This is a genomic window from Kitasatospora sp. NPDC087314, from assembly GCF_044744365.1.
Classification (GTDB): Bacteria; Actinomycetota; Actinomycetes; order Streptomycetales; family Streptomycetaceae; genus Kitasatospora.
The window spans coordinates 236102-259189 of record NZ_JBIUYE010000005.1 but is presented as its reverse complement, the minus strand read 5'-3'; the positions used below and the strand labels follow the sequence as shown (position 1 = coordinate 259189).

The 23088-nt window shown below is 72.1% G+C and carries 19 protein-coding genes; 5 read left to right on the top strand and 14 right to left on the bottom strand.

Annotation, left to right across the window (positions count from 1 at the left end; translation table 11 throughout):
• Positions 1-3: 3 nt before the first annotated feature.
• Positions 4-483: a DUF948 domain-containing protein gene (locus tag ACIO5E_RS13195; RefSeq protein ID WP_400666761.1), complete on the bottom strand. Its 480-nt coding sequence runs from the start codon at positions 481-483 to the stop codon at positions 4-6.
• A 311-nt stretch (positions 484-794) separates the two neighbouring features.
• Between ACIO5E_RS13195 and ACIO5E_RS13190 the strand changes: the two genes are divergently transcribed.
• Positions 795-2942 carry an ATP-binding protein gene (locus tag ACIO5E_RS13190; protein ID WP_400666759.1) on the top strand — a complete coding sequence of 716 codons (2148 nt, stop codon included), beginning with the start codon at positions 795-797 and terminating at the stop codon, positions 2940-2942.
• A gap of 56 nt (positions 2943-2998) precedes the next feature.
• Positions 2999-3319, top strand: a complete 321-nt coding sequence (locus tag ACIO5E_RS13185) for a tetratricopeptide repeat protein (protein ID WP_400667079.1) — start codon at positions 2999-3001, stop codon at positions 3317-3319.
• A gap of 86 nt (positions 3320-3405) precedes the next feature.
• Here the strand turns inward: ACIO5E_RS13185 and rpsD are convergent, their stop codons facing one another.
• From rpsD to ppk2, 3 genes are all read right to left on the bottom strand, one after another.
• A complete protein-coding gene (rpsD, locus tag ACIO5E_RS13180) occupies positions 3406-4020 on the bottom strand; it encodes a 30S ribosomal protein S4 (protein ID WP_218200264.1) in 615 nt (204 codons plus the stop codon).
• A gap of 310 nt (positions 4021-4330) precedes the next feature.
• Positions 4331-5728 (bottom strand): replication-associated recombination protein A, encoded by a 1398-nt coding sequence (locus ACIO5E_RS13175; protein ID WP_400666756.1) that lies wholly within the window; start codon positions 5726-5728, stop codon positions 4331-4333.
• A gap of 63 nt (positions 5729-5791) precedes the next feature.
• Positions 5792-6610 (bottom strand): polyphosphate kinase 2, encoded by an 819-nt coding sequence (gene ppk2, locus ACIO5E_RS13170; protein WP_400666754.1) that lies wholly within the window; start codon positions 6608-6610, stop codon positions 5792-5794.
• Positions 6611-6840: 230 nt separating this feature from the next.
• On the opposite strand from ppk2, the gene ACIO5E_RS13165 reads away from it, so the two are divergent.
• Positions 6841-7758, top strand: coding sequence for a LysR family transcriptional regulator (locus tag ACIO5E_RS13165; RefSeq protein ID WP_400666752.1), 918 nt, complete (start codon positions 6841-6843; stop codon positions 7756-7758).
• Positions 7759-7811: 53 nt separating this feature from the next.
• Here the strand turns inward: ACIO5E_RS13165 and ACIO5E_RS13160 are convergent, their stop codons facing one another.
• The 4 genes from ACIO5E_RS13160 to ACIO5E_RS13145 all read right to left on the bottom strand — a co-directional run bounded on the left by ACIO5E_RS13160 (position 7812) and on the right by ACIO5E_RS13145 (position 12173).
• Positions 7812-8261: a GNAT family N-acetyltransferase gene (locus ACIO5E_RS13160; protein ID WP_400666750.1), complete on the bottom strand. Its 450-nt coding sequence runs from the start codon at positions 8259-8261 to the stop codon at positions 7812-7814.
• A gap of 152 nt (positions 8262-8413) precedes the next feature.
• Positions 8414-10195, bottom strand: coding sequence for an aspartate--tRNA ligase (aspS, locus tag ACIO5E_RS13155; RefSeq protein ID WP_400666748.1), 1782 nt, complete (start codon positions 10193-10195; stop codon positions 8414-8416).
• Positions 10192-11454: a histidine--tRNA ligase gene (hisS, locus tag ACIO5E_RS13150; protein ID WP_280682951.1), complete on the bottom strand. Its 1263-nt coding sequence runs from the start codon at positions 11452-11454 to the stop codon at positions 10192-10194. The genes aspS and hisS overlap by 4 nt, the downstream gene beginning before the upstream one ends.
• 11 nt (positions 11455-11465) lie before the next feature.
• Positions 11466-12173, bottom strand: coding sequence for an MBL fold metallo-hydrolase (locus ACIO5E_RS13145; protein WP_400666745.1), 708 nt, complete (start codon positions 12171-12173; stop codon positions 11466-11468).
• Positions 12174-12445: 272 nt separating this feature from the next.
• On the opposite strand from ACIO5E_RS13145, the gene ACIO5E_RS13140 reads away from it, so the two are divergent.
• Together ACIO5E_RS13140 and ACIO5E_RS13135 are read left to right on the top strand one after the other, a co-directional pair.
• The gene (locus tag ACIO5E_RS13140; RefSeq protein ID WP_400666743.1) at positions 12446-13270 is read left to right on the top strand and encodes a peptidylprolyl isomerase; all 825 of its coding nucleotides are present in this window, start codon (positions 12446-12448) and stop codon (positions 13268-13270) included.
• A gap of 264 nt (positions 13271-13534) precedes the next feature.
• On the top strand, positions 13535-14764 hold the full coding sequence (locus ACIO5E_RS13135) for a DUF349 domain-containing protein (protein ID WP_400666741.1): 1230 nt from the start codon (positions 13535-13537) through the stop codon (positions 14762-14764).
• Between the two features lie 60 nt (positions 14765-14824).
• Here the strand turns inward: ACIO5E_RS13135 and ACIO5E_RS13130 are convergent, their stop codons facing one another.
• From ACIO5E_RS13130 to ruvB, 6 genes are all read right to left on the bottom strand, one after another.
• Entirely contained in the window at positions 14825-17242 is a 2418-nt protein-coding gene (locus tag ACIO5E_RS13130; protein ID WP_400667077.1) for a RelA/SpoT family protein, read from the bottom strand.
• A 190-nt stretch (positions 17243-17432) separates the two neighbouring features.
• Complete coding sequence (locus tag ACIO5E_RS13125) at positions 17433-17984, bottom strand: adenine phosphoribosyltransferase (RefSeq protein ID WP_400666739.1); 552 nt, start codon at positions 17982-17984, stop codon at positions 17433-17435.
• A gap of 25 nt (positions 17985-18009) precedes the next feature.
• Complete coding sequence (gene secF / locus ACIO5E_RS13120) at positions 18010-19110, bottom strand: protein translocase subunit SecF (RefSeq protein ID WP_400666737.1); 1101 nt, start codon at positions 19108-19110, stop codon at positions 18010-18012.
• Positions 19111-19114: 4 nt separating this feature from the next.
• A complete protein-coding gene (gene secD, locus ACIO5E_RS13115) occupies positions 19115-20920 on the bottom strand; it encodes a protein translocase subunit SecD (RefSeq protein WP_400666735.1) in 1806 nt (601 codons plus the stop codon).
• Positions 20921-21066: 146 nt separating this feature from the next.
• Positions 21067-21468, bottom strand: a complete 402-nt coding sequence (gene yajC, locus ACIO5E_RS13110; RefSeq protein ID WP_400666733.1) for a preprotein translocase subunit YajC — start codon at positions 21466-21468, stop codon at positions 21067-21069.
• Between the two features lie 258 nt (positions 21469-21726).
• Complete coding sequence (ruvB, locus tag ACIO5E_RS13105; RefSeq protein ID WP_400666731.1) at positions 21727-22803, bottom strand: Holliday junction branch migration DNA helicase RuvB; 1077 nt, start codon at positions 22801-22803, stop codon at positions 21727-21729.
• Positions 22804-23088 lie beyond the last annotated feature (285 nt).

The following is a 23088-nucleotide window of genomic DNA, read 5'->3' as shown; positions in this document are numbered from 1 at the left end:
CCGTCAGCCCCTCACCGCGCGCCGGACCCGGGAGAGCAGGCCGTTCCTGGGCGCGGTCGCGGCGCGCACCTCGGCCCGGATCAGCCGGGCCAGCTCCTCGCGCTCGCCGCTCTGCGACGACAGGGACGGCTGGCCGCCCTGCTGCTTGGCGACGGCCTTGCGGACGCCGTAGCTGAAGGCCGCGACCTTCACCAGCGGCCCGCCCAGGGTCGCGGCGACGGTGGAGGACAGCGCGTTGGCGTTGGCGGCGGCGTCCTGCACGTTCGCGGTGATCTCGTCCACCCGCTCCAGCTGCTCGTTGGCGCTGCGCACGGCGGCGCCCGCGTCGCTCAACAGCGGGACGGCCTGCTCGGTGACGGCGGAGACCAGGACGGTGGCCTCCTTCAGCACCCGCGAGAGGCGGACCAGCACCACGGCGAGCAGGGTGACCAGGACCGCCCAGAACACGGCGACGAGCAACCCGGCCAGCTCTCCCACGGACACCTTTGCGCGCTCCCTCGCCTTGCTGTTCTCCAAACGGAACCCTATCGCGCCGACGCCCGGTTTCCGGACCGGGTTATCGGCGGGCCCACCCGGTGGATCCGGTCGGATGTGCGAACCGCGCGCGTAACCTACCGGCCGGTCACCTCGTTCTGCCAGGCGGGCCGTCGCCCGTACGGCCCGACGCACGTCCGGGCCGTGTCGGTCCGGGCCAGGAACACGGGGAGCAGCGGTTGGCCGGCGACTGGACAACACAGCCCGGGGAGCCCGGGGCGTGGCCGCGGGAGCCGGAGCCCGGCCGACTGCCGGCCGAGGTGACGTGCTTCGTCGGACGGCGGCGGGAGCTGGCCGAGCTGGCGGGTCTGCTGGCCGCCGCCCGGCTGGTGACGGTGACCGGCCCTGGCGGGGTCGGCAAGAGCCGGCTGGCGCTGCGCGCGGCGGCCCGGGCGACCGGCGCCTTCCCGGACGGCACCTGGCTGGTGGAGGTGGCCCCGGTGCAGGACCCGCTGCTGCTCGGCCACGCGGTGCTGGAGGCACTGCGGCTGACCGACGGCACCGCCCGCCCGCCGCTGGACGTCCTGACCGAGCGGCTGTCCGGTCGGCGCCTGCTGCTGGTGCTGGACGGCTGCGAGCACCTGGTGGAGGCCTGCGCGGAGCTGGCGGACGCGCTGCTGCGGGCACTGCCCGGGCTGCGGGTGCTGGCCACCAGCCGCGCCGCGCTGCGGGCCACGGGCGAGCACCTGCTCACCCTGGCCCCGCTGCCGGCCGGCCCGCTCCCGGCCCGCCTGGCAGGGCCCGACGGGCTGCCGGACGCGGTGCGGCTGTTCGCCGACCGGGCCAGGGCGGTGCTGCCGTCCTTCGCGGTGACCGAGGCCAACGCCGAGGCGGTGAGCCTGCTCTGCCACCGTCTGGACGGCATCCCGCTGGCGGTGGAACTGGCGGCCGGGCGGCTGCGGGCGCTGTCGGTGGAGCAGATCACCGCGCGGCTGGACGACCGGTTCCGGCTGCTCACCGGCGGCTCCCGGACGGCCCTGCCACGACACCAGACGCTGCGCACGACGATCGGTTGGAGCCATGAGCTCTGCACCGTGCAGGAACGTTTACTCTGGGCCCGCCTGTCGATCTTCGCCGGCAGTTTCGACCTGGAGGCCGCCGAGTACGTCTGCGCCGGCGAGGGCCTGGCGGCCGAGGACGTGCTCGACCTGCTCGACGAACTGGTCGGCAAGTCCGTGGTGCTGCGCGAGGACAGCGCCTTCGGCGTCCGCTTCCGACTGCTGGACACCCTGCGCGAGTACGGCGGCCAGTGGCTGCGCGCCGCCGGCGAGGAGCGGCGGCTGCTGCACCGCCACCGCGACTGGTACCTGGGCGTGGCCACCTGGGGCGAGGTCGAGTGGTTCGGTCCCCGACAGGCGGAGACCGCCGAGCGCACCGGGCTCGCCCACACCAACCTCCGCGCGGCGCTGGAGTTCTGCCTGGTCGAGCCCGGCGAGGAGCAGATCGCCCTGCTGCTGGCCGGCACGCTGTGGTTCTACTGGGTCGGCTGCGGCCACCTCGGCGAAGGCCGGCACTGGCTGGAGCGCGCGCTCACCCTGGACCGTGAGCCGACCGAGGCCCGCGCCAAGGCCCTCTGGGTGACCGGCTACATGGCCACCCTGCAGGGCGACCTGGAGACGGCCCGCCCGGCGCTGGAGGAGTGCCGCCGCCAGGCCCTGAGCACCGGCGACGACCGGGCGCTCGCCTACGCCGTCCACCGGCAGGGCTGCGCGGCCCTGATCGGCGACGACCCGGACCGCGCCGCCGAGCTCTTCGAGGAGGCGCTCTGGCACTACCGGACCATCGGCGAGCTCAACAGCAACGTCGTGATGGCCATGTTCGAGCTGGGCCTCGCCTGCCTGTTCCAGGGCGACCTGGAGAGCGGCGAGCTCTGGTTCGGCCAGGCCCGCGAGCTGTGCGAGGAGCACGGCGAGCAGTGGGCGTACGCGTACGTGCTGTACGCGATGGCGTACGCGCACTGGCTGGACGGCGCCGTCCGGCAGGCCCGCGCGCTGGCCCGGGAGAGCCTGCGGCTGAACCACCTGTTCCACGACCTGCTGGGCATCGTGCTGGCGATCGACCTGCTGGCCCTGCTGGAGACCGAGTCGAACGGCCCCGACGCGCCGGGCGACCTGTGCGAGGCCCGGGTGCTGCAGGGCGCCTCACACCGGATCTGGCGCACGGTCGGCATGCCCTTCCTGGGCTCGCGGTCCTTCTTCGGCCCGCACCAGGAGTGTGCGGAGCGGGCCCGGGCGGGGCTGACCGAACAGGAGTACGAGGAGCACTACGAGGCGGGGGCCCGGCTCGACCTGGACGCCGCGGTCTCCCGGGCGTTCGGCGGCGGCGGGTCGGCGGACGGCCCGGAGCCGGGAGCCGGGCCGTGCTCGGTGCCGCCCGCACCGGCGCCCTCGCCGGTGCGGAATAGTTGAAACTTGTCCATTGCTTGAGGAGGCAAGGAACCACCCGGAAGGAGCACCCCGTGGCCGTGAACACCGCCGCCGACGAGTACCGCCTCGCGACGTTCTACTTCGAGTCCAAGGCGTACACCGACGCCGCCCGCATGCTGGAGGGCGTGCTGGCCGAGGAGCCGGCCAACCTCTCCGTCCGGCTGCTGCTGGCCCGCAGCTACTACCACTCCGCCCAACTCCACCGCGCCGAGGCCGAGTTGCGCCGGATCCTCGACATCGACCCGGTCGAGGACTACGCCCGGCTGATGCTCGGCCGCACCCTGGAGCGCCAGAGCCGCCACGAGGAGGCCCGCCCGCACCTGCGGCTGGCCGCCGCGATGACCGGCGAGGACTGGTAACCGGAGCAGCGGAAACGGCGAGCCCCCGCCGCCTCGAAAGGCGACGGGGGCTCGCTGAGGTACCGCAGGTGCGGAACCGGCGCGGGTCAGCGCGAGTAGTACTCGACGACCAGCTGCTCGTCACAGATCACCGGGACCTCCTTGCGCTGCGGCGCACGGTCCAGGCGGAAGGCCAGGGCCTTCAGGTTGACCTCGAGGTACTTCGGGGTCTGGCCCTCACCCGCGTAGCCACCCTCACGGGCGACCTGGAAGGGGACCTTCTCCTTGCTGCGCTCGCGGACGGTCACCACGTAGCCCGGCTTCATCTGGTACGACGGCTTGTTGACCTTGCCACCGTTGACCTCGATGTGGCCGTGGACGACCATCTGGCGGGCCTGGTAGATGGTGCGGGCAATGCCCGAACGCAGCACCAGGGAGTCCAGACGGGTCTCCAGCTCGGCGACGAGCGCCTCACCGGTCTTGCCCTCGGCCTTCTTCGCGCGGTCGAACGCGCGCGCCATCTGCTTCTCGCTCAGGTCGTACTGGGCGCGCAGACGCTGCTTCTCGAGCAGACGGACCTTGTAGTCCGAGTTCTGCTTGCGACCACGGCCGTGCTGGCCGGGCGGGTACGGGCGGGCCTCGAAGTACTTGACGGACTTCGGGGTCAGCGGCACGCCGAGCGCACGCGCGATCTTGACCTTGGGACGCTTCTGGTTCGCCATGAACCAAACCTTCCTTGCTTACGAATACGGCTTCACCAGGTGTTGACGGAGGTCGCACGTCGCGACCCGGAGAAAACCCCGCCGCCTGCGCAGTGGGATCAGCCGCTCTCCGGAGCCGGGCACGAAAGTGCTGGTCACACGGAAGACCCGGAAGCCGGGCCGCCCGCGACACCGATAACGGTGCGCGACGCTCCTGGTGCGGGCCCCTCGGAAGGGGCCTACGGCCGATGTCCCGCTGGTGCGGCCGGTCGGTGGGGTCTCCCCCGCCGCCGTCCCGGGACATGGCACTCCGACCGAGTATACCGGTGGATCACCCGCCCTTGTGCTCGGGCTCCTGCTCGGGCTTCCGCTCGCTCCGGCGCTCTCCCCTGAGCCGGCCCCGCGTCCACTCCACGACGTCCGCGTAGCGGGCCTCGCCGCCGCGCCGGGTCGGCTGGTAGTACTCCTTGCCGTGCACGGCGTCCGGCGCGTACTGCTGCGCCGCGATGCCCTCCGGCAGGTCATGCGGGTACCGGTAGCCCTGACCGTGGCCGAGCTTGCCCGCACCGCCGTAGTGCGCGTCCCGCAGGTGCGGCGGCACCGCGCCCGCCAGGCCCTGCCGGACGTCCGCCAGCGCCGCGTCGATCGCCAGGTAGGCCGCGTTGGACTTGGGCGCCAGGGCCAGCGCGATCGCCGCCTGGGACAGGATGATCCGCGCCTCCGGGAAGCCGATCAGGGCCACCGCCTGGGCCGCCGAGACGGCCGTCTGCAGTGCCGTCGGGTCGGCCAGGCCGACGTCCTCACTGGCCGAGATCATCAGCCGGCGGGCGATGAACCGCGGGTCCTCCCCCGCCTCGATCATCCGGGCCAGGTAGTGCAGGGTGGCGTCCACGTCGCTGCCCCGGATCGACTTGATCAGCGCGCTCGCCACGTCGTAGTGCTGGTCGCCGTCCTTGTCGTAGCGCACCGCCGCCTGGTTGACGGCCGTCTCCGTGGTGGCCAGCGTGATGGCCGCCTCGTCCTTCTCCAGCGCCGCCCCGGCTGCCGCCTCCAGTGTGGTGAGCGCTCGCCGGGCGTCCCCGCCGGCCAGCCGCACCAGGTGGTCCTCGGCCTCCGCGGTCAGCTCCAGCGCGCCGTCCAGGCCGCGCTCGTCGGCCACCGCGCGGCGCAGCAGGGCGCGGATGTCCTCGTCGGTCAGCGACTCCAGGGTGAGCAGCAGCGAGCGGGACAGCAGCGGGGAGATCACCGAGAAGTACGGGTTCTCGGTGGTCGCGGCGATCAGGGTGACCCAGCGGTTCTCCACGGCCGGCAGCAGCGAGTCCTGCTGGGCCTTGGAGAAGCGGTGGATCTCGTCCAGGAACAGCACCGTCTCCCGGCCGGACATGCCGACCGCCCGCCGGGCACCGTCGATCACCGCCCGGACCTCCTTGACCCCGGCGGTGATCGCGGACAGCTCGACGAAGCGGCCCTCCACGGCCTGGCTGATCACGTGCGCCAGCGTGGTCTTGCCGGTGCCGGGCGGGCCCCACAGGATCACCGAGCTGGTCGCCGCCGGCCCGCGCGAGCCCCCGACGAGGCGCCGCAGCGGCGACCCGGGCTTCAGCAACTGCCGCTGTCCGGCCACCTCGTCCAGGGTGCGCGGGCGCATCCGTACGGCCAGCGGCGCCCGGCCGGGCTCCCTGGTCTGGCGTTCCTCGGCGGCGGCGGTGAAGAGGTCCGGTTCGTCCACACCGGAAGCCTATGCGAGGCCGCCGACACACCCGCCCGACCGGGGCACCCCACCGGACAGGCCCTAGTCGAGTCCGGCCGCGTGGTCCGGCACGTACTTCTGCAGGTCGCGCGGGGGCCGCTGGTAGCCGCGCGGGGCCGGGCGGGGCGGCAGGTCGATCTGCGGGGCGGTGATCTCGTGGTACGGCACGGTGGAGAGCAGGTGGGCGATCATGTTGATCCGGGCCCGGCGCTTGTCGTCGCTCTCCACCACGTGCCACGGCGAGTCCGGGGTGTCGGTGTAGACGAACATCTCGTCCTTGGCCCGCGAGTAGTCCTCCCAGCGGGTGATCGACTCGACGTCCATCGGGGAGAGCTTCCAGCGCTTCATCGGGTCCTCCAGCCGGTCCCGGAACCGCCGTTCCTGCTCGGTGTCGCTCACCGAGAACCAGTACTTGCGCAGCAGGATGCCCTCCTCGATCAGCATCCGCTCGAAGGTCGGGCACTGGTGCAGGAACTGCCAGTACTCCTCGTCCGTGCAGAAGCCCATGACCCGCTCGACGCCGGCCCGGTTGTACCAGCTGCGGTCGAAGAGCACGATCTCCCCGGCGGCGGGCAGCTGCTCGACGTACCGCTGGAAGTACCACTGGGTCTTCTGCCGCTCGGTCGGGGTCGGCAGCGCCGCGACCCGGGCGATGCGCGGGTTCAGATACTCCGTCACCCGCTTGATCGCGCCGCCCTTGCCCGCCGCGTCGCGCCCCTCGAAGACCACCACCAGCCGGGCACCCTCGACCCGCACCCACTCCTGGAGCTTCACCAGCTCCTCCTGGAGCCGCAGCAGTTCCCGCTCGTACGGCTTCCTCGCCAGTCGCTCCGGCTCCGCGGTCCGCTGCTCCTTGGCCACCTGGGGTCCTCCGTCCGGCTGATGCTGATGAGCACTCACCGTAGGCGCTGGGCGCCGGTCGCGCAGGTCGGAGCGGGGACGGGGGTGGCCGGCCGGCCCGGGCGCGGCAGCGGCGGCCCCCTGAACCGCCGCTGCCACGCTCCCCCGTAGGCTCGGCGCTGACACCGAACGATCAACCTTGGCCCACACCTGCCAACCGGGTCCAATATCCGGTTCCATAACCTTGGGGCATGGATGTCGACACCCGCCTGCTGCGCAGCTTCGCCGCGGTCTGCGACGAGGGACAGCTGACCGCCGCGGCGGCCCGGCTGTTCGTCTCCCAGCCGACGCTCACCAAGCAGATCCGCCAGCTGGAGGCACTGCTCGGGGTGGAGCTGTTCGAACGTTCACGGCGTGGCATGGCGCCCACCCCGGCCGGGCGGGCGCTGGCGGAGTACGCCGGGCCGATGCTGGCCGGCTGGGAGGACGCGCTGCGCGCCACCCGGGCGGCGGCGGCCGCGCAGGGCTCGGTGCTGCGGGTGGGATTCGAGGGCGGGATCATCAATCTGATGACCCGAAGCACCGTCTCCGACTTCGCCCGGCGGATGCCCGGCTGGCAGGTCGAGCTGCGGCAGAACAACTGGTTCGATCCGACCTCGGGCCTGGCCACCGGCGAGATCGACCTGACGCTCTGGCACGGCCCGCCGTGGCTGTCCGAGCACTACAACGTCGCCGTGCTCGGCCAGGAGGCGCGGGTCGCGGCGCTGCCGGCCGGGCACCGGCTGGCGGCCCGGGCCGAGCTGTGCGTCGAGGACCTGGTGGACGAACCGTTCGTGGCCATACCGCACGAGGCCGGGCACTGGCGCGAGTACTGGCTGGCGGCCCGGGAGCGGGGCGGGCGTCCGGTGCGGATCGGCGCGGTGGCGCACAACACCGACGAGTGGCTGGCCGCGGTGGTGTGCGGTCAGGGCGTCGGCTTCGCACCGGAGACGATGAGCCGGCTGGCCGTACGGGATGACGTCGCCTACCGGCCGGTGCGGGGGCTCAGCCCGAGCCAGGTCGGGCTGTACTGGCCGAAGGACCGTGAGCTCACGCCGGCGATGGCCGCGTTCGTGCGCAGCTGCCGGAGCACGGTGCCGTTCGGTCGGGTCGACGCGGAGTCGGTGTAGACCGGGAGGCCTGGACCGGGGGAACCAGGCCGAGGGGATCCGAACCGGGGGAACTAGACCGCCACGAAGGGCTCGGGATAGCGGCAGAGCCCGCGCGGAGCACCGTCGTACGCGGGCAGCGGCAGCGCCTGGAAGTAGGCGTCCGGCACCTCGAACGGGCCGCTGACCTCGTGCCGCCCGGCCGCGCTGAAGCCGAACCGCCCGTAGTAGTCCGGGTCGCCGAGGACGACCACGAGCCGCTCGCCCGCCTCCTCGGCCGCCGACAGCGCGGCCCGGACGACGAGTTCGCCGACGCCCTTGCGCTGCCACTCGGGCGCGACGGCGACCGGCGCGAGCGCGAGGCCCTCGCCGTCCTCTCCGACCCACAGCCGGGTCAGCAGCGCGTGCCCGATCACCAGCCCGGCCTCGTCGACCGCGACCAGCGACAGCCCGGGCAGCCAGGCCGGATCGCGGCGCAGCGCGTCCACCAGGTCAGCCTCGTCCGGGCCGGGGAACGCGGCCATGTGAACGCGTCTGGTCGCCGGGGCGTCGTCCGGACATTCGACCCTTGTCGTCACCTGCATGAGTCAACCCTCCCTGTGTCACACGTCGCTGTGGACCGGCCCCGGACGGTGGGTGGACCGTCCGGGGCCGTTGAAGGTTAGCGGATCCGGTGTCAGGAGTCGGACTTGGCGGCGTCCTCGCGCACCTTGGGCTTGGCGTCCACGCCGGCCTCCCGGCGCTGGGCCGGGGTGATCGGGGTCGGGGCGCCGGTCAGCGGGTCACCGCCGGTGGACGTCTTCGGGAAGGCGATGACGTCGCGGATGGTGTCGTACCCGCCGAGCAGCGTGACGATCCGGTCGAGGCCGAAGGCGACGCCACCGTGCGGCGGCGGGCCGTAGTTGAAGGCGTCCAGCAGGAAGCCGAACTGCGAGGCCGCCTCCTCCTCGGAGAGGCCGATCGCGTCGAACGCCCGCTTCTGCACCTCGCGCTGGTGGATACGGATCGAACCGCCGCCCAGCTCCGAGCCGTTGAGGACCAGGTCGTAGGCGTTGGACAGGGCCGAGCCCGGGTCGGTGTCGAAGGTGGCCAGCGACTCGGCGGTCGGGGCGGTGAACGGGTGGTGCACCGCGTGCCAGCCCTGGAACTCGCCCTTGTCGTCCTCGATCGGCTCGAACATCGGGAAGTCGACGACCCAGAGGAAGGCCCACTGCGACTCGTCGATCAGCTCGCAGCGGCGGCCGATCTCCAGCCGGGCGGCGCCCAGCAGTTCCTGCGAGGGGCGCTGCTTGCCGGCCGCGAAGAAGATCGCGTCGCCGTTCTTGGCACCCGCGGCGGCGGCCAGGCCGGCCAGGTGCTCCGCGGAGAGGTTCTTGGCGACCGGGCCGCGCAGCTCGCCGGTCTCGGCGTCGATGACGACGTAGGCCAGGCCGCGGGCGCCGCGCGCCTTGGCCCAGTCCTGCCAGGCGTCGAGCGCCTTGCGGGGCTGCGAGGCGCCGCCGGGCATCACCACGGCGCCGACGTACGGGGCCTGGAAGACGCGGAACTCGGTGCCCTTGAAGTACTCGGTGAGGTCGGTGAGTTCCTGGCCGAAGCGGACGTCCGGCTTGTCGGAGCCGTAGCGGGCCATCGCGTCCGCGTAGGTCATCCGGGGCAGCGGGTTGGGGAGCTCGTAGCCGTGCACCTCGCGCCAGATCGAACCGACGATCTTCTCGCCGAGGGCCAGGATGTCCTCCTGGTCGACGAACGAGGCCTCGATGTCGAGCTGGGTGAACTCCGGCTGCCGGTCGGCGCGGAAGTCCTCGTCGCGGAAGCAGCGGGCGATCTGGTAGTAGCGCTCCATGCCGGCCACCATCAGCAGCTGCTTGAACAGCTGGGGCGACTGCGGCAGCGCGTACCAGTGACCGGGCTGCAGGCGGACCGGGACGAGGAAGTCGCGGGCGCCCTCGGGGGTGGAGCGGGTGAGGTACGGCGTCTCGATGTCGAGGTAGTCGTTCTCCTCCATCACCCGGCGGATGATGTTGTTGACCTTGGAGCGCAGCCGCAGGCCCTTGGCCGGGCCCTCGCGGCGCAGGTCCAGGTAGCGGTAGCGCAGCCGGACCTCCTCGTTGACCGTGCCGGGCTCGTACTCGGCGACCGGGAACGGCAGCGGGGCGGCCTCGGAGAGGACCTCGATCTCGCTGACGACGACCTCGACCGCACCGGTCGGGATGTCGGGGTTCTCGTTGCCCTCGGGGCGCACCCGGACGTCGCCGACGACCTTGACGCAGTACTCGGCGCGCAGGCCGTGCACCGAGTCCAGGTCGCGGACCACGATCTGCACGGTGCCGGAGGCGTCGCGCAGGTCGATGAAGGCGACACCGCCGTGGTCGCGGCGGCGGGCGACCCAGCCGGCCAGGGTGACGGTGGTGTCTGCGTGCTCCGGGCGGAGCGTGCCCGCGTCGTGCGTGCGGATCACAGCTGCTTCTCCTTCAGGGTGGTGACGAGCGCGTCGAGGGCGACGGGGTTCTGCTCGCCGGTGGTCAGGTCCTTGAGCTGGACGACGCCGTCGGCGAGGTCCCGCTCCCCGGCGACGAGGGCGAAGCGGGCGCCGGATCGGTCGGCGGACTTCATGGCGTTCTTGATGCTCTTGACGCCGAAGGCCAGGTCGGTGGCGACGCCGGCCCGGCGCAGCTCGACGACCTTGGCGAACAGGACGTTCTTGGCCTCCTCGCCGAGCGCGACGGCGTACACGGAGGTGGCGGCGGGGAGGTCGAGGGCGGCGCCCTCGGCCTCCATCGCCAGGAAGGTGCGGTCCACGCCGAGGGCCCAGCCGACGGACGGCAGCGCCGGGCCGCCGATCATCTCGGACAGGCCGTCGTAGCGGCCGCCGCCGCCGATCGCGGACTGGGCGCCGAGGCCGTTGTGCACGAACTCGAAGGTGGTGCGGGTGTAGTAGTCCAGGCCGCGGACCAGCTTCGGGTCGTCGACGAAGGCGACGCCGTTCGCGGTGAGCAGCTCGCGCACCTTCTCGTCGTACGCCTTGCACTCCTCGCACAGGTAGTCGCGCAGCCTGGGCGCCTCGACGAGCTGGGCCTGCACCGACTCGCGCTTGTCGTCCAGGACGCGCAGCGGGTTGATCTCGGCACGGCGGCGGGTGTCCTCGTCCAGGTCCAGTCCGGCCAGGAACTCGACCAGGGCGGCGCGGTAGACCGGACGGCACTGCTTGTCGCCGAGGCTGTTGAGCAGCAGCGAGTAGTCGCTCAGGCCGAGCGAGCGGAAGGCGTCGTCGGCGAGGATGATCAGCTCGGCGTCCAGCGCCGGGTCCTCGGCCCCGATCGCCTCGGCACCGACCTGGGAGAACTGGCGGTAGCGGCCCTTCTGGGCCCGCTCGTAGCGGTAGTACGAGCCGGAGTACCAGAGCTTGACCGGCAGGTTGCCCTGCTTGTGCAGGTTGGCCTGGAGGGCGGCGCGCAGCACCGAGGCGGTGCCCTCCGGACGCAGCGCGAGCTCGTCGCCGCCGCGGGTGGTGAGGTTGTACATCTCCTTGCTGACGATGTCGGTGGACTCGCCGACGCCGCGGGAGAAGAGCTTCACGTCCTCGAAGACCGGGGTCTCGATGTAGCCGTACCCGGCCCGGCGGGCGGGCGCGGCGATGCGCTCGCGGATCGCCAGGAAGGTCGCGGAGCTGGGGGGCAGCAGATCGTAGGTGCCCTTGGGGGCGGTGAAGGTGCTCAACTTCTCTTCCGTCACATTCCTCGTCGCGGGAAAGCCGGGGCGCCGGCCGCCCCCGCTGCCTGTCGGAGGTAGGGGTTGGTGGCGCGCTCGCGGCCGATGGTGGTCTGTCCGCCGTGGCCGGAGAGGACCACGGTGGTGTCGTCGAGGGGCAGGCACACCCGGGCCAGCGACCGCATGATCGCCTCGCTGTCCCCGCCCGGGAGGTCGGTACGCCCGATGGAGCCGGCGAACAGCAGGTCGCCCGAGAACAGCACCGGGGGGAGGTCCTCGGCACCGGGCGTCCGGAAGGTCACCGACCCCCCGGTATGGCCCGGGGCGTGGTCCACGGTGAGCTGCAGGCCGGCGAGCTCCAGCACGCCGCCGTCGGTCAGTTCGCGCACGTCGTCGGGCTCGCCGACGGTGAGTTCGCCCATCAGCTGGGTGCCCAGCGAGCGGCCGAGGGCTTTCTCCGGGTCGGACATCATGTACCGGTCCTCGGGGTGGATCCAGGCCGGGACACCGCGGGCGCCGCAGACCGGGACCACCGATGCCACGTGGTCGATGTGGCCGTGCGTGAGCAGCACGGCGACCGGCTTGAGCCGGTGCTCGCGGACCATCTCCTCGACGCCGCGCGCCGCCTGGTGGCCGGGATCGACGATGACGCACTCCTCGCCCGGCGCCGGAGCGACCAGGTAGCAGTTGGTGCCCCAGGCTCCAGCAGGGAATCCGGCGATGAACACGCGCGTCCTTCGTGATGCGGTCGGCAGTGGCGGCTACGGGGTGTGACTGCCGGCGATGCGGCCGGCCGGTGGTGCGGCTACCAGTGATGTAGGGGCAGCCTACCGGCGGTGCGGGTCCGGTTGCGAACCAGATGCCGGTGGCGGGCGCGGTTCGCACCGGCAGGTTCACCGCGTTCTTACGGGCCCGGTCCCTACACTTGGCCGCCGATGGATGCGATGATCCGCTTCGGTATCCATCCACTTTTCCAGCACATCCGTAGGAGACACGGCCGGTGGTCAGCAGCGAACAGCGGCGGCGGCAGCTCGCCCGCGAGAAGTACGAGCGCCAGATGGAGCGCCGGAACGCGGCGCGGACCGCGCGCAGGCGCCGCAACACGATCCTGGGCGCCTCGCTCGCCGTCGTGGTGCTGGCCGGCGGCGGCGCGCTGGTCGGCACCGGTGCGTTCAGCTCGGACGGCAAGGACAAGTCCGCCCAGGCCGCGTCCCAGAGCACCGAGCCGACCAGCCCGACCCGCAAGCCGGTCGAGGGCTGCGCCGACCCGGCGCCGGGTGCGCCGAACGGCAAGCAGTGGCAGGCCGAGCCGGCGATGTCGGTCGACACGGGCGCCTCGTACACCGCGACGCTGGAGACCAACTGCGGCAAGGTGACGATCGCGCTCGACGCGGCCAAGGCCCCGCACACGGTGAACTCCTTCGCCTTCCTGTCCGGCGAGAAGTACTTCGACCACACCAAGTGCCACCGGCTCACCACCGACGGCATCTTCGTGCTGCAGTGCGGCGACCCGACCGCCAGCGCGACCGTCCCGGGCGGCACCGGCGGCCCCGGCTACAAGTTCGCGGACGAGAACCTGACCGGCGCGACCTACCCGGCGGGCACCGTGGCGATGGCCAACTCCGGCCCGGGAACCAACGGAAGCCAGTTCTTCCTGGTCTACAAGGACACCAACCTGCCCCCGAGCTACACCCCCTTCGGCAAGATCACCGGCGGCCTGGACGTGGTCCAGAAGATCGCCGCCGCGGGCACCCTGGAGGGCGCCCCGGACGGCCACCCGATGGCCGACGTCACCTTCAACTCGGTGACCACCACGAAGGGTTGACCGATCCCGGGGCCGCCCGTGAAAGGCGCCCGCGGCGCCTTCGCGCGGCCCCGGCCCGAAATCGCCCGGCCCGGATGCGGACAGCACCGGGGCTGGTCGCCTATGTTGGCGTTGTATAGGGTGCCCGGACCCGCCTAGCCGTCACCCTCGGCAGCAAGACACGGCGGACGGGGACGGCGGACTCATCGGTCCGCCGCACATCAACTGTGGACGACGGACGCGCGCCGCCCCGGCGCGGGCGCGACGTCATGTGGAGGACGCGCTATGAGCAGCGACCCGTGGGGCCGTGTCGACGAGCAGGGCACGGTCTACGTCAGGACGGCCGACGGCGAACGCGTCGTGGGTTCCTGGCAGGCCGGCTCGCCCGAGGAGGCCCTCGCCTACTTCGAGCGCAAGTACCAGGGCATCGAGGTGGAGATCGGCCTGCTGGAGAAGCGGGTGCGCACCACCGACCTGGCCGCGAAGGACGCCCAGGCCGCGCTGGACCACCTGCGCGCTCAGGTGACCGAGGGGCACGCGGTCGGCGACCTGGACGCCCTGGCCAAGCGGCTGGACACGCTCGCCGGCGAGATCGAGAGCCGGCGCGAGGAGCGCAAGGCCGCCCGCGCCAAGGCCCAGGACGAGACCCGCACCGCCAAGGAGGCCCTGGTCTCCGAGGCCGAGCAGCTCGCCGAGTCCACCCAGTGGCGGGAGGCCGGCGACCGGCTGCGCGCCCTGGTGGAGACCTGGAAGGGCCTGCCCCGGCTGGACCGCAAGAGCGACGACGAGCTGTGGCACCGCTTCTCGCACGCCCGCTCGGTCTTCTCCAAGCACCGCAAGGCGCACTTCGCGACCCTGGACGCCGAGCGCGAGCAGGCCCGGCAGACCAAGGAGGCGCTGGTCGCCGAGGCCGAGGCGCTGTCCTCGTCCACCGAGTGGGGCGACACCGCGGCCGGCTACCGCGACCTGATGGCGCGCTGGAAGGCCGCCGGCCGGGCCCAGCGGGACGTCGAGGACGAGCTGTGGGCGCGGTTCCGCGGCGCGCAGGACGTCTTCTTCCAGGCCCGTTCCGCCGTGTTCAGCGAGCGGGACGCCGAGCAGGTGGCCAACCAGAAGCTCAAGGAGGCGCTGGCCGTCGAGGCCGAGGCGATCCTGCCGATCACCGACCTGAAGGCCGCCAAGGCCGCGCTGCGCGAGGTCAACGAGCGCTGGGAGGCGATCGGGCACGTGCCGCGCGACGCCCGTCCGAAGCTGGACGGCCGGCTGAACGCGGTCGAGCGGGCCATCCGCGAGGCCGAGGACGCCGAGTGGAAGCGCTCCAACCCGGAGGCCAAGGCCCGGGCCGCCGGCATGGTCGGCCTGTTCCAGGCGAAGGCCGACAAGATCCAGGCCGACCTGGCCAAGGCCCGCGCCGCCGGGAACGCCGGCCGGATCGCCAAGCTGGAGAACGAGCTGGCCGGCGTGCAGACCCTGCTGGAGCAGGCGCACAAGAGCCAGGAGGAGTTCAGCGGCTGACCGTCCAGGCCCGTTGCACGCGAAAGGCCCCCGGCTCCCGGGGGCCTTTCGCGTGCGGTGCTACTTGCGGGCCGAGGTCACGCGGTAGACGTCGTACACGCCCTCGACGCCGCGCACGGCCTTGAGCACGTGGCCGAGGTGCTTCGGGTCGCCCATCTCGAAGGTGAAGCGGCTCATCGCGACCCGGTCGCGGGAGGTCTGCACCGCCGCCGAGAGGATGTTGACGTGCTGGTCCGAGAGCACCCGGGTGACGTCCGAGAGCAGCCGGGAGCGGTCCAGCGCCTCGACCTGGATGGCCACCAGGAAGACCGAGGACTGGGTGGCCGCCCACTCGACGTCGATCATCCGCTCCGGCTGCTGGCTCAGCGACTCGACGTTGACGCAGTCGGCGCGGTGCACCGAGACGCCGTTGCCGCGGGTCACGAAGCCGACGATCGGGTCGCCCGGCACCGGGGTGCAGCAGCGGGACAGCTTGACCCAGACGTCCTCGACGCCCTTGACGATCACGCCCGGATCGCCCTTGGCCCGGCGGCGCACCGCCCGGCGGTTGTCGTGCGTCGGGGTCGCGGTCTCGGCGAGGTCCTCGGTGGCGCCCTCCTCGCCGCCGAGCGCCTGGACCAGCTTCTGGACGATGTTCTGCGCGGCGACGTGGCCCTCGCCGATCGCGGCGTAGAGCGAGGAGATGTCGGGGTAGCGCATCTCGTGGGCCAGGGTGACCAGCGAGTCGCCGGTCAGGATCCGCTGGATCGGCAGGCCCTGCTTGCGCATCGCCCGGACGATCGCCTCCTTGCCGTGCTCGATCGCCTCCTCGCGGCGCTCCTTGGAGAACCAGGCGCGGATCTTGTTGCGGGCGCGCGGCGACTTGACGAAGCCCAGCCAGTCCCGGGACGGGCCGGCGTTCTCCGCCTTGGAGGTGAACACCTCGACGGCGTCGCCGTTCTCCAGCGTCGACTCCAGCGGCACCAGCCGCCCGTTGACCCGGGCCCCTATCGTCCGGTAGCCGACCTCGGTGTGCACCGCGAAGGCGAAGTCGACCGGGGTCGCACCGGCCGGCAGGGCTATCACGTCCCCCTTGGGCGTGAAGACGAAGACCTCGTTGCTGGCCAGGTCGAAGCGGAGCGACTCCAGGAACTCGCCCGGGTCGGCGGTCTCCTTCTGCCAGTCCAGCAGCTGCCGCAGCCAGGCCATCTCGTTGACGGCGCCGGCCTTGTCGTCCTTGCGGACCTGGGTCGGGGTGTCGGTGCGGACCTTGGACGCGCCGGCCACCGCGCGCTGCTTGTACTTCCAGTGCGCGGCGATGCCGTACTCGGCCCGGCGGTGCATGTCGAAGGTGCGGATCTGGAGTTCGACGGGCTTGCCACCGGGGCCGATCACCGTCGTGTGCAGCGACTGGTACATGTTGAACTTGGGCATCGCGATGTAGTCCTTGAACCGCCCCGGCACCGGGTTCCACCGCGCGTGGATGGTGCCCAGCGCCGCGTAGCAGTCGCGGACGGTGTCGACCAGGACCCGGATGCCCACCAGGTCGTAGATCTCGGCGAAGTCCCGGCCCCGGACGATCATCTTCTGGTAGACCGAGTAGTAGTGCTTCGGCCTCCCGGTGACGGAGGCGGTGATCCGGGCGCCGCGCAGGTCGCCCTGGACCTGGTCGATGACGGTCGCCAGGTACTCGTCGCGCTTGGGGGCGCGCTCGGCGACCAGCCGGACGATCTCGTCGTACATCTTGGGGTAGAGGATCGCGAAGGCGAGGTCCTCCAGCTCCCACTTGATGGTGTTCATGCCCAGCCGGTGCGCCAGCGGGGCGTAGATCTCCAGCGTCTCGCGGGCCTTCTTCTCCTGCTTCTCCCGCTTGAGGTAGCGCATCGTGCGCATGTTGTGCAGGCGGTCGGCCAGCTTGATCACCAGGACCCGCGGGTCCTTGGCCATCGCGACGACCATCTTGCGGACGGTCTCGGCCTGCGCGGCCTCGCCGAACTTGACCCGGTCGAGCTTGGTGACGCCGTCCACCAGCAGGGCCACCGAGTCGCCGAAGTCCTTGCGCAGGGTCTCCAGGCCGTAGTCGGTGTCCTCGACGGTGTCGTGCAACAGCCCGGCCATCAGGGTCGGGGCGTCCATACCCAGCTCGGCCAGGATGGTGGCCACCGCCAGCGGGTGGGTGATGTACGGGTCGCCGCTCTTGCGCTTCTGCCCGCGGTGCCACTTCTCGGCGACGGCGTAGGCCCGCTCGATGTCCCGCAGCAGCGCCGGGTCGGCCTTCGGGTCGTTCGCCCGGATCGACCGGAACAGCGGTTCCAGGACGGGGTTGAGCACGCTGGTGCGCTGACCGCCGAGGCGGGCCAGGCGGGCGCGCATGCCGCCCGAGGAGGAGCCGCGGCCGGTGGGGCCGATCGGTCGCGAGGAGGTCGGCGCCGGGCGTGCCGGGGTGGCCCCCGAGGGCGTGGGACGGTCGTCGGGGGCGGCCGCTTCGGCCGTGGGCACAACCTCGTCGGGCAAGGACTCTCCTCGGGGCACCGGGGCCTACCCCTGCCGCGGCCCGTACGGTGCGACGCAACCGGGAGGGGATGAATCTTCATGGTACCGAGCCGGGCGCCCCGGTGTTCATCCGCCCGGCCCGGAAACGGAAGGGCGGCGGTCGGATGATCCGACCACCGCCCTGCGCTCAGGTCCCTCAGACCGTGACCAGCGTCTCCAGCGGGGCGCCGTTCAGGTGCCCGGCCAGCCGCTCCCGGCCGTCCAGGAAGCCCAGCTCCATCAGCACCACGACGCCCGCCAGCTCGGCGCCGGCCTCCTTCACCAGGTCCAGCGAGGCGCCTATGGTGCCACCGGTGGCCAGCACGTCGTCCACCACCAGCACCCGCTCACCGGGTGCGAAGGCGTCGCACTGCACCTCCAGCGTCGCCGAGCCGTACTCCAGCTCGTACGAGCGCCGGAACACCGCGCCGGGGAGCTTGCCCTGCTTGCGGATCGGCACGAAGCCGAGTCCGGCCGCGAAGGCCGCCGGAGCCGCCAGCACGAAGCCGCGCGCCTCCAGGCCCACCACCTTGGTCGCCCCGAGCGCCTGCGCCCGGTCCGCCAGTGCCCTGGTGAGGGCGCTGAAGGCGTCGGCGTCGGCGAGCAGCGGCGCGATGTCCTTGAACAGCACACCCGGCTTCGGGTAGTCCGGGACGTCCCGGATCCTGCTGTTCAGCAGGTCGGCCAGGGTGGTGTCGGCGGTGGTCACGGCTTGTCCTTACGGTCGGGTCGGTTCAGCGCTTGGTGGACGGACGGCCCTTGGCACGCGTGGTGCCGGCCGCCCGGCCGCGCTGACCGACCATACCCGCAGGCAGATCCTCGTCCGCGATCTCCTCGCCCTCCGGAGCCGCGTCCCCCGCGGCCTTGGCGGCGGCCGCGGCCCGGTGCTGCAGGACCCGCTTGCGCAGCGCCTTCATCTCCGGCTGCTCCTCCTTGAGCTGCGCCAGCAGCGGGGTGGCGACACAGATCGAGGAGTAGGCACCGGCCGCGAGGCCGATGAACAGCGCGAGCGAGATGTCGTTCAGCGTGCCGGCGCCCAGGAGGCCGCCGCCGATGAACAGCAGCGCGGCGACCGGGAGCAGGGCGACCACGGTGGTGTTGAGCGAACGCACCAGGGTCTGGTTGAGGCCCGCGTTGGCCGCCTCGCTGTACGTGAGCCTGTTCTGCTTGGTGAGCCCCTTGGTGTTCTCCTTCACGGTGTCGAAGACGACGACCGTGTCGTAGAGCGAGTACCCGAGGATGGTCAGGAAGCCGATCACCGTACCGGGGGTGACCTCGAAGCCCACCAGGGCGTACACGCCGATGGTGATCAGGAGGTCGTGGATGAGCGCGACCAGGGCGGCCACCGCCATCCGCCACTCGAAGGCGATCGCCAGGTAGATCGTCACCAGGACCATGAAGACGATCAGGCCGGTGAGCGCCTTCTGGGAGATCTGCTTGCCCCAGCTGGGGCCGATCACCTGGGCCTCGACGGTGTCCAGCGGCACCGCGAGCTTCTCGGAGAGCTGGGCGCGGATCTCGTCCGAGCTCTTCTGCTCCTCGACGCTGACCTGGATGCGGATCTTGCCGTTGTCGGTCGACTGCACCAGCGGGTGCGAGGAGACGACGTTGTCCGCCGTCTCCTGCGCCTGCGAGACGGTCAGCCCGGGCTTGCTCACGGTGTAGACCGAGCCGCCCTTGAACTCGATGCCCAGGTGCAGGCCCATGGCCAGACCGATCGCCGCGATCAGCACGATCACGCCGGAGATGGAGTACCAGACCTTGCGGCGGCCGACGAAGTCGAAGCTGACCTCGCCCTGGTAGAGCCGGTGACCCAGATTGGAGAAGCGTGACACGGTGTCAGGCCTCCTTCACGGCGGCAGAGGAGGGGCTACGGCGACGGCTGCTGCGCAGCGGCGGGCGGGCGCCCAGCCGCTTCGGGTCCAGGCCCGACCACGGGTGGCCGTCGGAGAAGAACTTGCGCCGGGCCAGCAGCGTGATCAGCGGCTTGGTGAAGAGGAAGATCACCACGACGTCGAGCGCGGTGGTCAGACCGAGGGTGAACGCGAAGCCCTGGACCTTGCCGACCGAGACCACGTAGAGCACGGCGGCACAGAGGAAGGACACGAAGTCCGAGACCAGGATGGTGCGCCGGGCGCGCGGCCAGGCCCGCTGGACCGCCGGGCGCAGCGGGGCGCCCTCGCGGACCTCGTCGCGGATGCGCTCGAAGTAGACGATGAAGGAGTCGGCGGTGATACCGATCGCGACGATCGCGCCGCAGACCGCCGGCAGGTTCAGCGCGAAGCCGATCCCGGCGCCGAGCAGGCTCATGATCGAGTAGGTCAGGGCCGCCGAGACGAGCAGACCGGCGATCGAGACCAGGCCGAGGCCGCGGTAGTAGACCAGCGAGTAGAGGACCACCAGCAGCATGCCGATCGCGCCGGCGATCAGGCCGGCCTCCAGCTGGTCGCTGCCGAGCGCCGGGGAGACGGTGGTGATGTCGCCCTTGGCGAACTCCAGCGGCAGGGCGCCGTAGCCCAGCACGTTGGACAGGTCCTGCGCCTCGGTCTGGGTGAAGCGGCCGGTGATCACGGCGCTGCCGCCGGGGATCGCGTTCTTGACCTCCGGGTGCGAGACGACCTGGTTGTCCAGCACGATCGCGAACTGGTTGTTCGGCGGCGCCTGGGTGGCCAGCTGGCCGGTGACCTTGGTGAAGGCGTCGGTGCCGGTGCCGTTGAACTGCAGCTGGACCTGCCAGCCGGCACCCGTCTGGGTGTCCAGGCCGGGCTGGGCCTTGGAGACGTCCGAGCCCTTCACGGCGACGGGGCCGAGGGCCAGCTTCTCGTAGTAGCCGTTCTCCGGCTTCTGGGAGCAGGCGAGGACGGCCTTGTCCTCGGCGCCGGTCTGGGCGGCGCGGACCTCGGGCTTGGTGCAGTCCAGGGCGGCGAAGGCCGCGGACAGCTCCGGCGGCACGGTGCCCTGGGTCATCGCGGCGCTGACGTCGGCGGCGCTGGGCGGTGTGGCGGCGGCCGACGGCGTGCCGGTGGCGGCGCTCGGGGCGGTGCTCGCGCCCGTGGCGGCGGCGCTCGGGCTGCTGCCCTCGGCGGCCAGCGCCTCACCGACCGCGCGGCCCTGCTTGGTGGCGCTCGGCGTACCGGCGGCGGCGCTGGCGCCGGCCGAGGGCGAGGCGGTGGCGCCCGCGGACGGGGTCGCACCCGGGGTGCCGGTGGCACCGGTCGAGGGGGAGGCGGTGGGCGCGGGCGGCGTGAAGCCGCTGGGCGCCACCGCGAGGACCGGGCGGAAGAACAGCTTGGCGGTGGTACCCACCTGGTCCGCCGCGTTCTGCCGGTCGCCACCCTTGGGGATGTTCACGATGATCGTGTTGTCACCCTGGGTCTGGACCTCCGCCTCGGAGACACCCATGCCGTTGACGCGACGCTCGATGATCCCGGTGGCGATGTCCATGCTGGACTTGTTGATCGCCTTGGGGTCGGTCGACTTCGCGGTCAGCGTGATGCTGGTGCCGCCGGCGAGGTCGATCCCGAGCCGGGGCTTGGTGTGGCCCGTCCCGAACATGAGGGCGACCAGTCCGACGGTGACGACCAGGATGAGGGCCAGCGCCCGCCCTGGGTAGCCGTCGCGCGGGCGCGACTTGGGTGTTGCCACCTTGCTCGTTTCTCCCTGTCCATGCCACCTCCCCGACCGGACCCCCGTCCGGCTTGTGGCGGGACGGGGGCATGGCGGTTCTGCGGCCCTGAGGTCCTGTGGGCTCGCGGCACTGCGCCGCGCGGCCGGGCTGGTGCCCGACCGTACTACTTGCTCGCGGGAGCCCCGCCCTCGACATCGCTCTTCTCGGCGACGTCCTTGGTGAGCGTCAGCGGCTTGTCCTCGACCGGGTCGGCGTCCTCGGCCTCCGGCTCGGGCAGCTCGTCATCGGCGGGGCGACCGTTGATGATCGCGTCGTACTCCTGGGGGTCCAGGACGGCCGCGACCGCGCTCTTGGTGAAGTGGGTGACCACGCCGGGCGCGATCTCCAGCTCGATGGTCTCCTCGTTGACCGCCTTCACCCGGGCGTACAGGCCGCCGATGGTGCGCACCCCCGCCCCTGGCTCCAGCGCCGTCTGCATCTGCTGCATCTGCTGCTGGCGCTTCTTCTGCGACCGGAACATGAGCACGATCGCGATGATCGGGAGGAGAAGGATGATGAAGTTCACTGCAGCCAGGGTCCTTTACGGGCCGCCGACCGGCGGCCTGTGTGGTAATGGTCGGCCCGTCAGGTGAGCGGGGCGGTCCGGCGGAGTCTAGGCGACCCCGAACTGATCGGACAACGCCAAGCATCGCATCCTGCCGCCGAAAGTGGCGACCCTCCGCCTGCACTGTTTCCCCGGACTTCTCCCCCGGCTCGCGCGCGGACCGCTCACCGGGGCGGTGTGTCGGCGCCCGGCGGGAACCGGTGGACGCCGATCACCCGTTCAGCCCTCGTCGGCCGGGAAAAGCTCGGACTGGGCCGGCACGGCGCCCCGAGTGGTCTGGACCGGAGGCGTCAGCCCGAGGTGCTGCCAGGCGGCCGCGGTGGCGATCCGCCCACGCGGGGTCCGGGCGAGCAGGCCCTCCCGGACCAGGAAGGGCTCGGCGACCTCCTCGACCGTCTCGGACTCCTCCCCCACCGCGACCGCGAGTGTCGACAAACCGACCGGACCGCCGCCGAACAGCCGCAGCAGGGCGTCCAGCACCGCGCGGTCCAGCCGGTCCAGACCGCGGGCGTCCACCTCGTAGACGTCCAGCGCCCGGGCGGCGATCTCGGCGGTGACCAGGCCGTCGTGCCGCACCTGCGAGAAGTCGCGGACCCGGCGCAGTAGCCGGTTGGCGATGCGCGGGGTCCCCCGCGAGCGGCCGGCGATCTCGGCGGCGCCGGCCGGGTCTATCTCCACGTCCAGCAGCGCGGCCGAGCGGCGCACCACGCGTTCGAGCTCGACCGGGGCGTAGAACTCCATGTGCCCGGTGAAGCCGAAGCGGTCGCGCAGCGGGGGCGGCAACAGACCGGCCCGAGTGGTGGCGCCGACCAGGGTGAAGGGCGGCAGCTCCAGCGGGATGGCGGTGGCGCCCGGGCCCTTGCCGACGATCACGTCGACCCGGAAGTCCTCCATCGCCATGTAGAGCATCTCCTCGGCCGGCCGGGACATCCGGTGGATCTCGTCGAGGAAGAGCACCTCACCCTCGGTGAGCGAGGAGAGGATCGCCGCGAGGTCCCCCGCGTGCTGGATGGCCGGGCCGGAAGTGATCCGGATCGGGGCGCCCAGCTCGGCGGCGATGATCATGGAAAGGGTGGTCTTGCCGAGTCCGGGCGGCCCGCTGAGCAGCACGTGGTCGGGCGCGCTGCCGCGCTTGCGGGCCGCCTGGAGCACCAGGGACAGCTGCTCGCGCACCCGCTCCTGCCCGATGAACTCGTCCAGCTGCTTGGGGCGCAGCGCCGCCTCGACCGCCTGGTCCTCACCGTCGGCGGCGGCCGTCACCAGCCGGTCGACCGGGTCCGCGTCGTACGGACTCATGCGCCCTCCTCGCTTCGCTCGGCGGGGGCATTCGCCCACGCGCACCTCTCGACCGTGAGCTCGCTCCGCTCGCTCATCCGCCCTCCCCGCTTCGCCCGGCGGGGGCATTCGCCCACGCGCACCTCTCGACCGTGAGCTCGCTCCGCTCGCTCATCCGCCCTCCCCGCTTCGCCCGGCAGGGGCATTCGCCCACGCGCACCTCTCGACCGTGAGCTCGCTCCGCTCGCTCATCCGCCCTCCCCGCTTCGCTCGCTCACGTGCTGCAGGCTCCAATGTCGACAAGAG

Coding starts and splice junctions, on each gene's coding strand:
- ACIO5E_RS13160 (WP_400666750.1), bottom strand. CDS start 8,261: ATGGCCGCGTTCCCCGGCCCGGACGAGGCTGACCTGGTGGACGCGCTG.
- ACIO5E_RS13135 (WP_400666741.1), top strand. CDS start 13,535: ATGAGCAGCGACCCGTGGGGCCGTGTCGACGAGCAGGGCACGGTCTAC.
- ruvB (WP_400666731.1), bottom strand. CDS start 22,803: ATGAGTCCGTACGACGCGGACCCGGTCGACCGGCTGGTGACGGCCGCC.
- ACIO5E_RS13165 (WP_400666752.1), top strand. CDS start 6,841: ATGGATGTCGACACCCGCCTGCTGCGCAGCTTCGCCGCGGTCTGCGAC.
- rpsD (WP_218200264.1), bottom strand. CDS start 4,020: ATGGCGAACCAGAAGCGTCCCAAGGTCAAGATCGCGCGTGCGCTCGGC.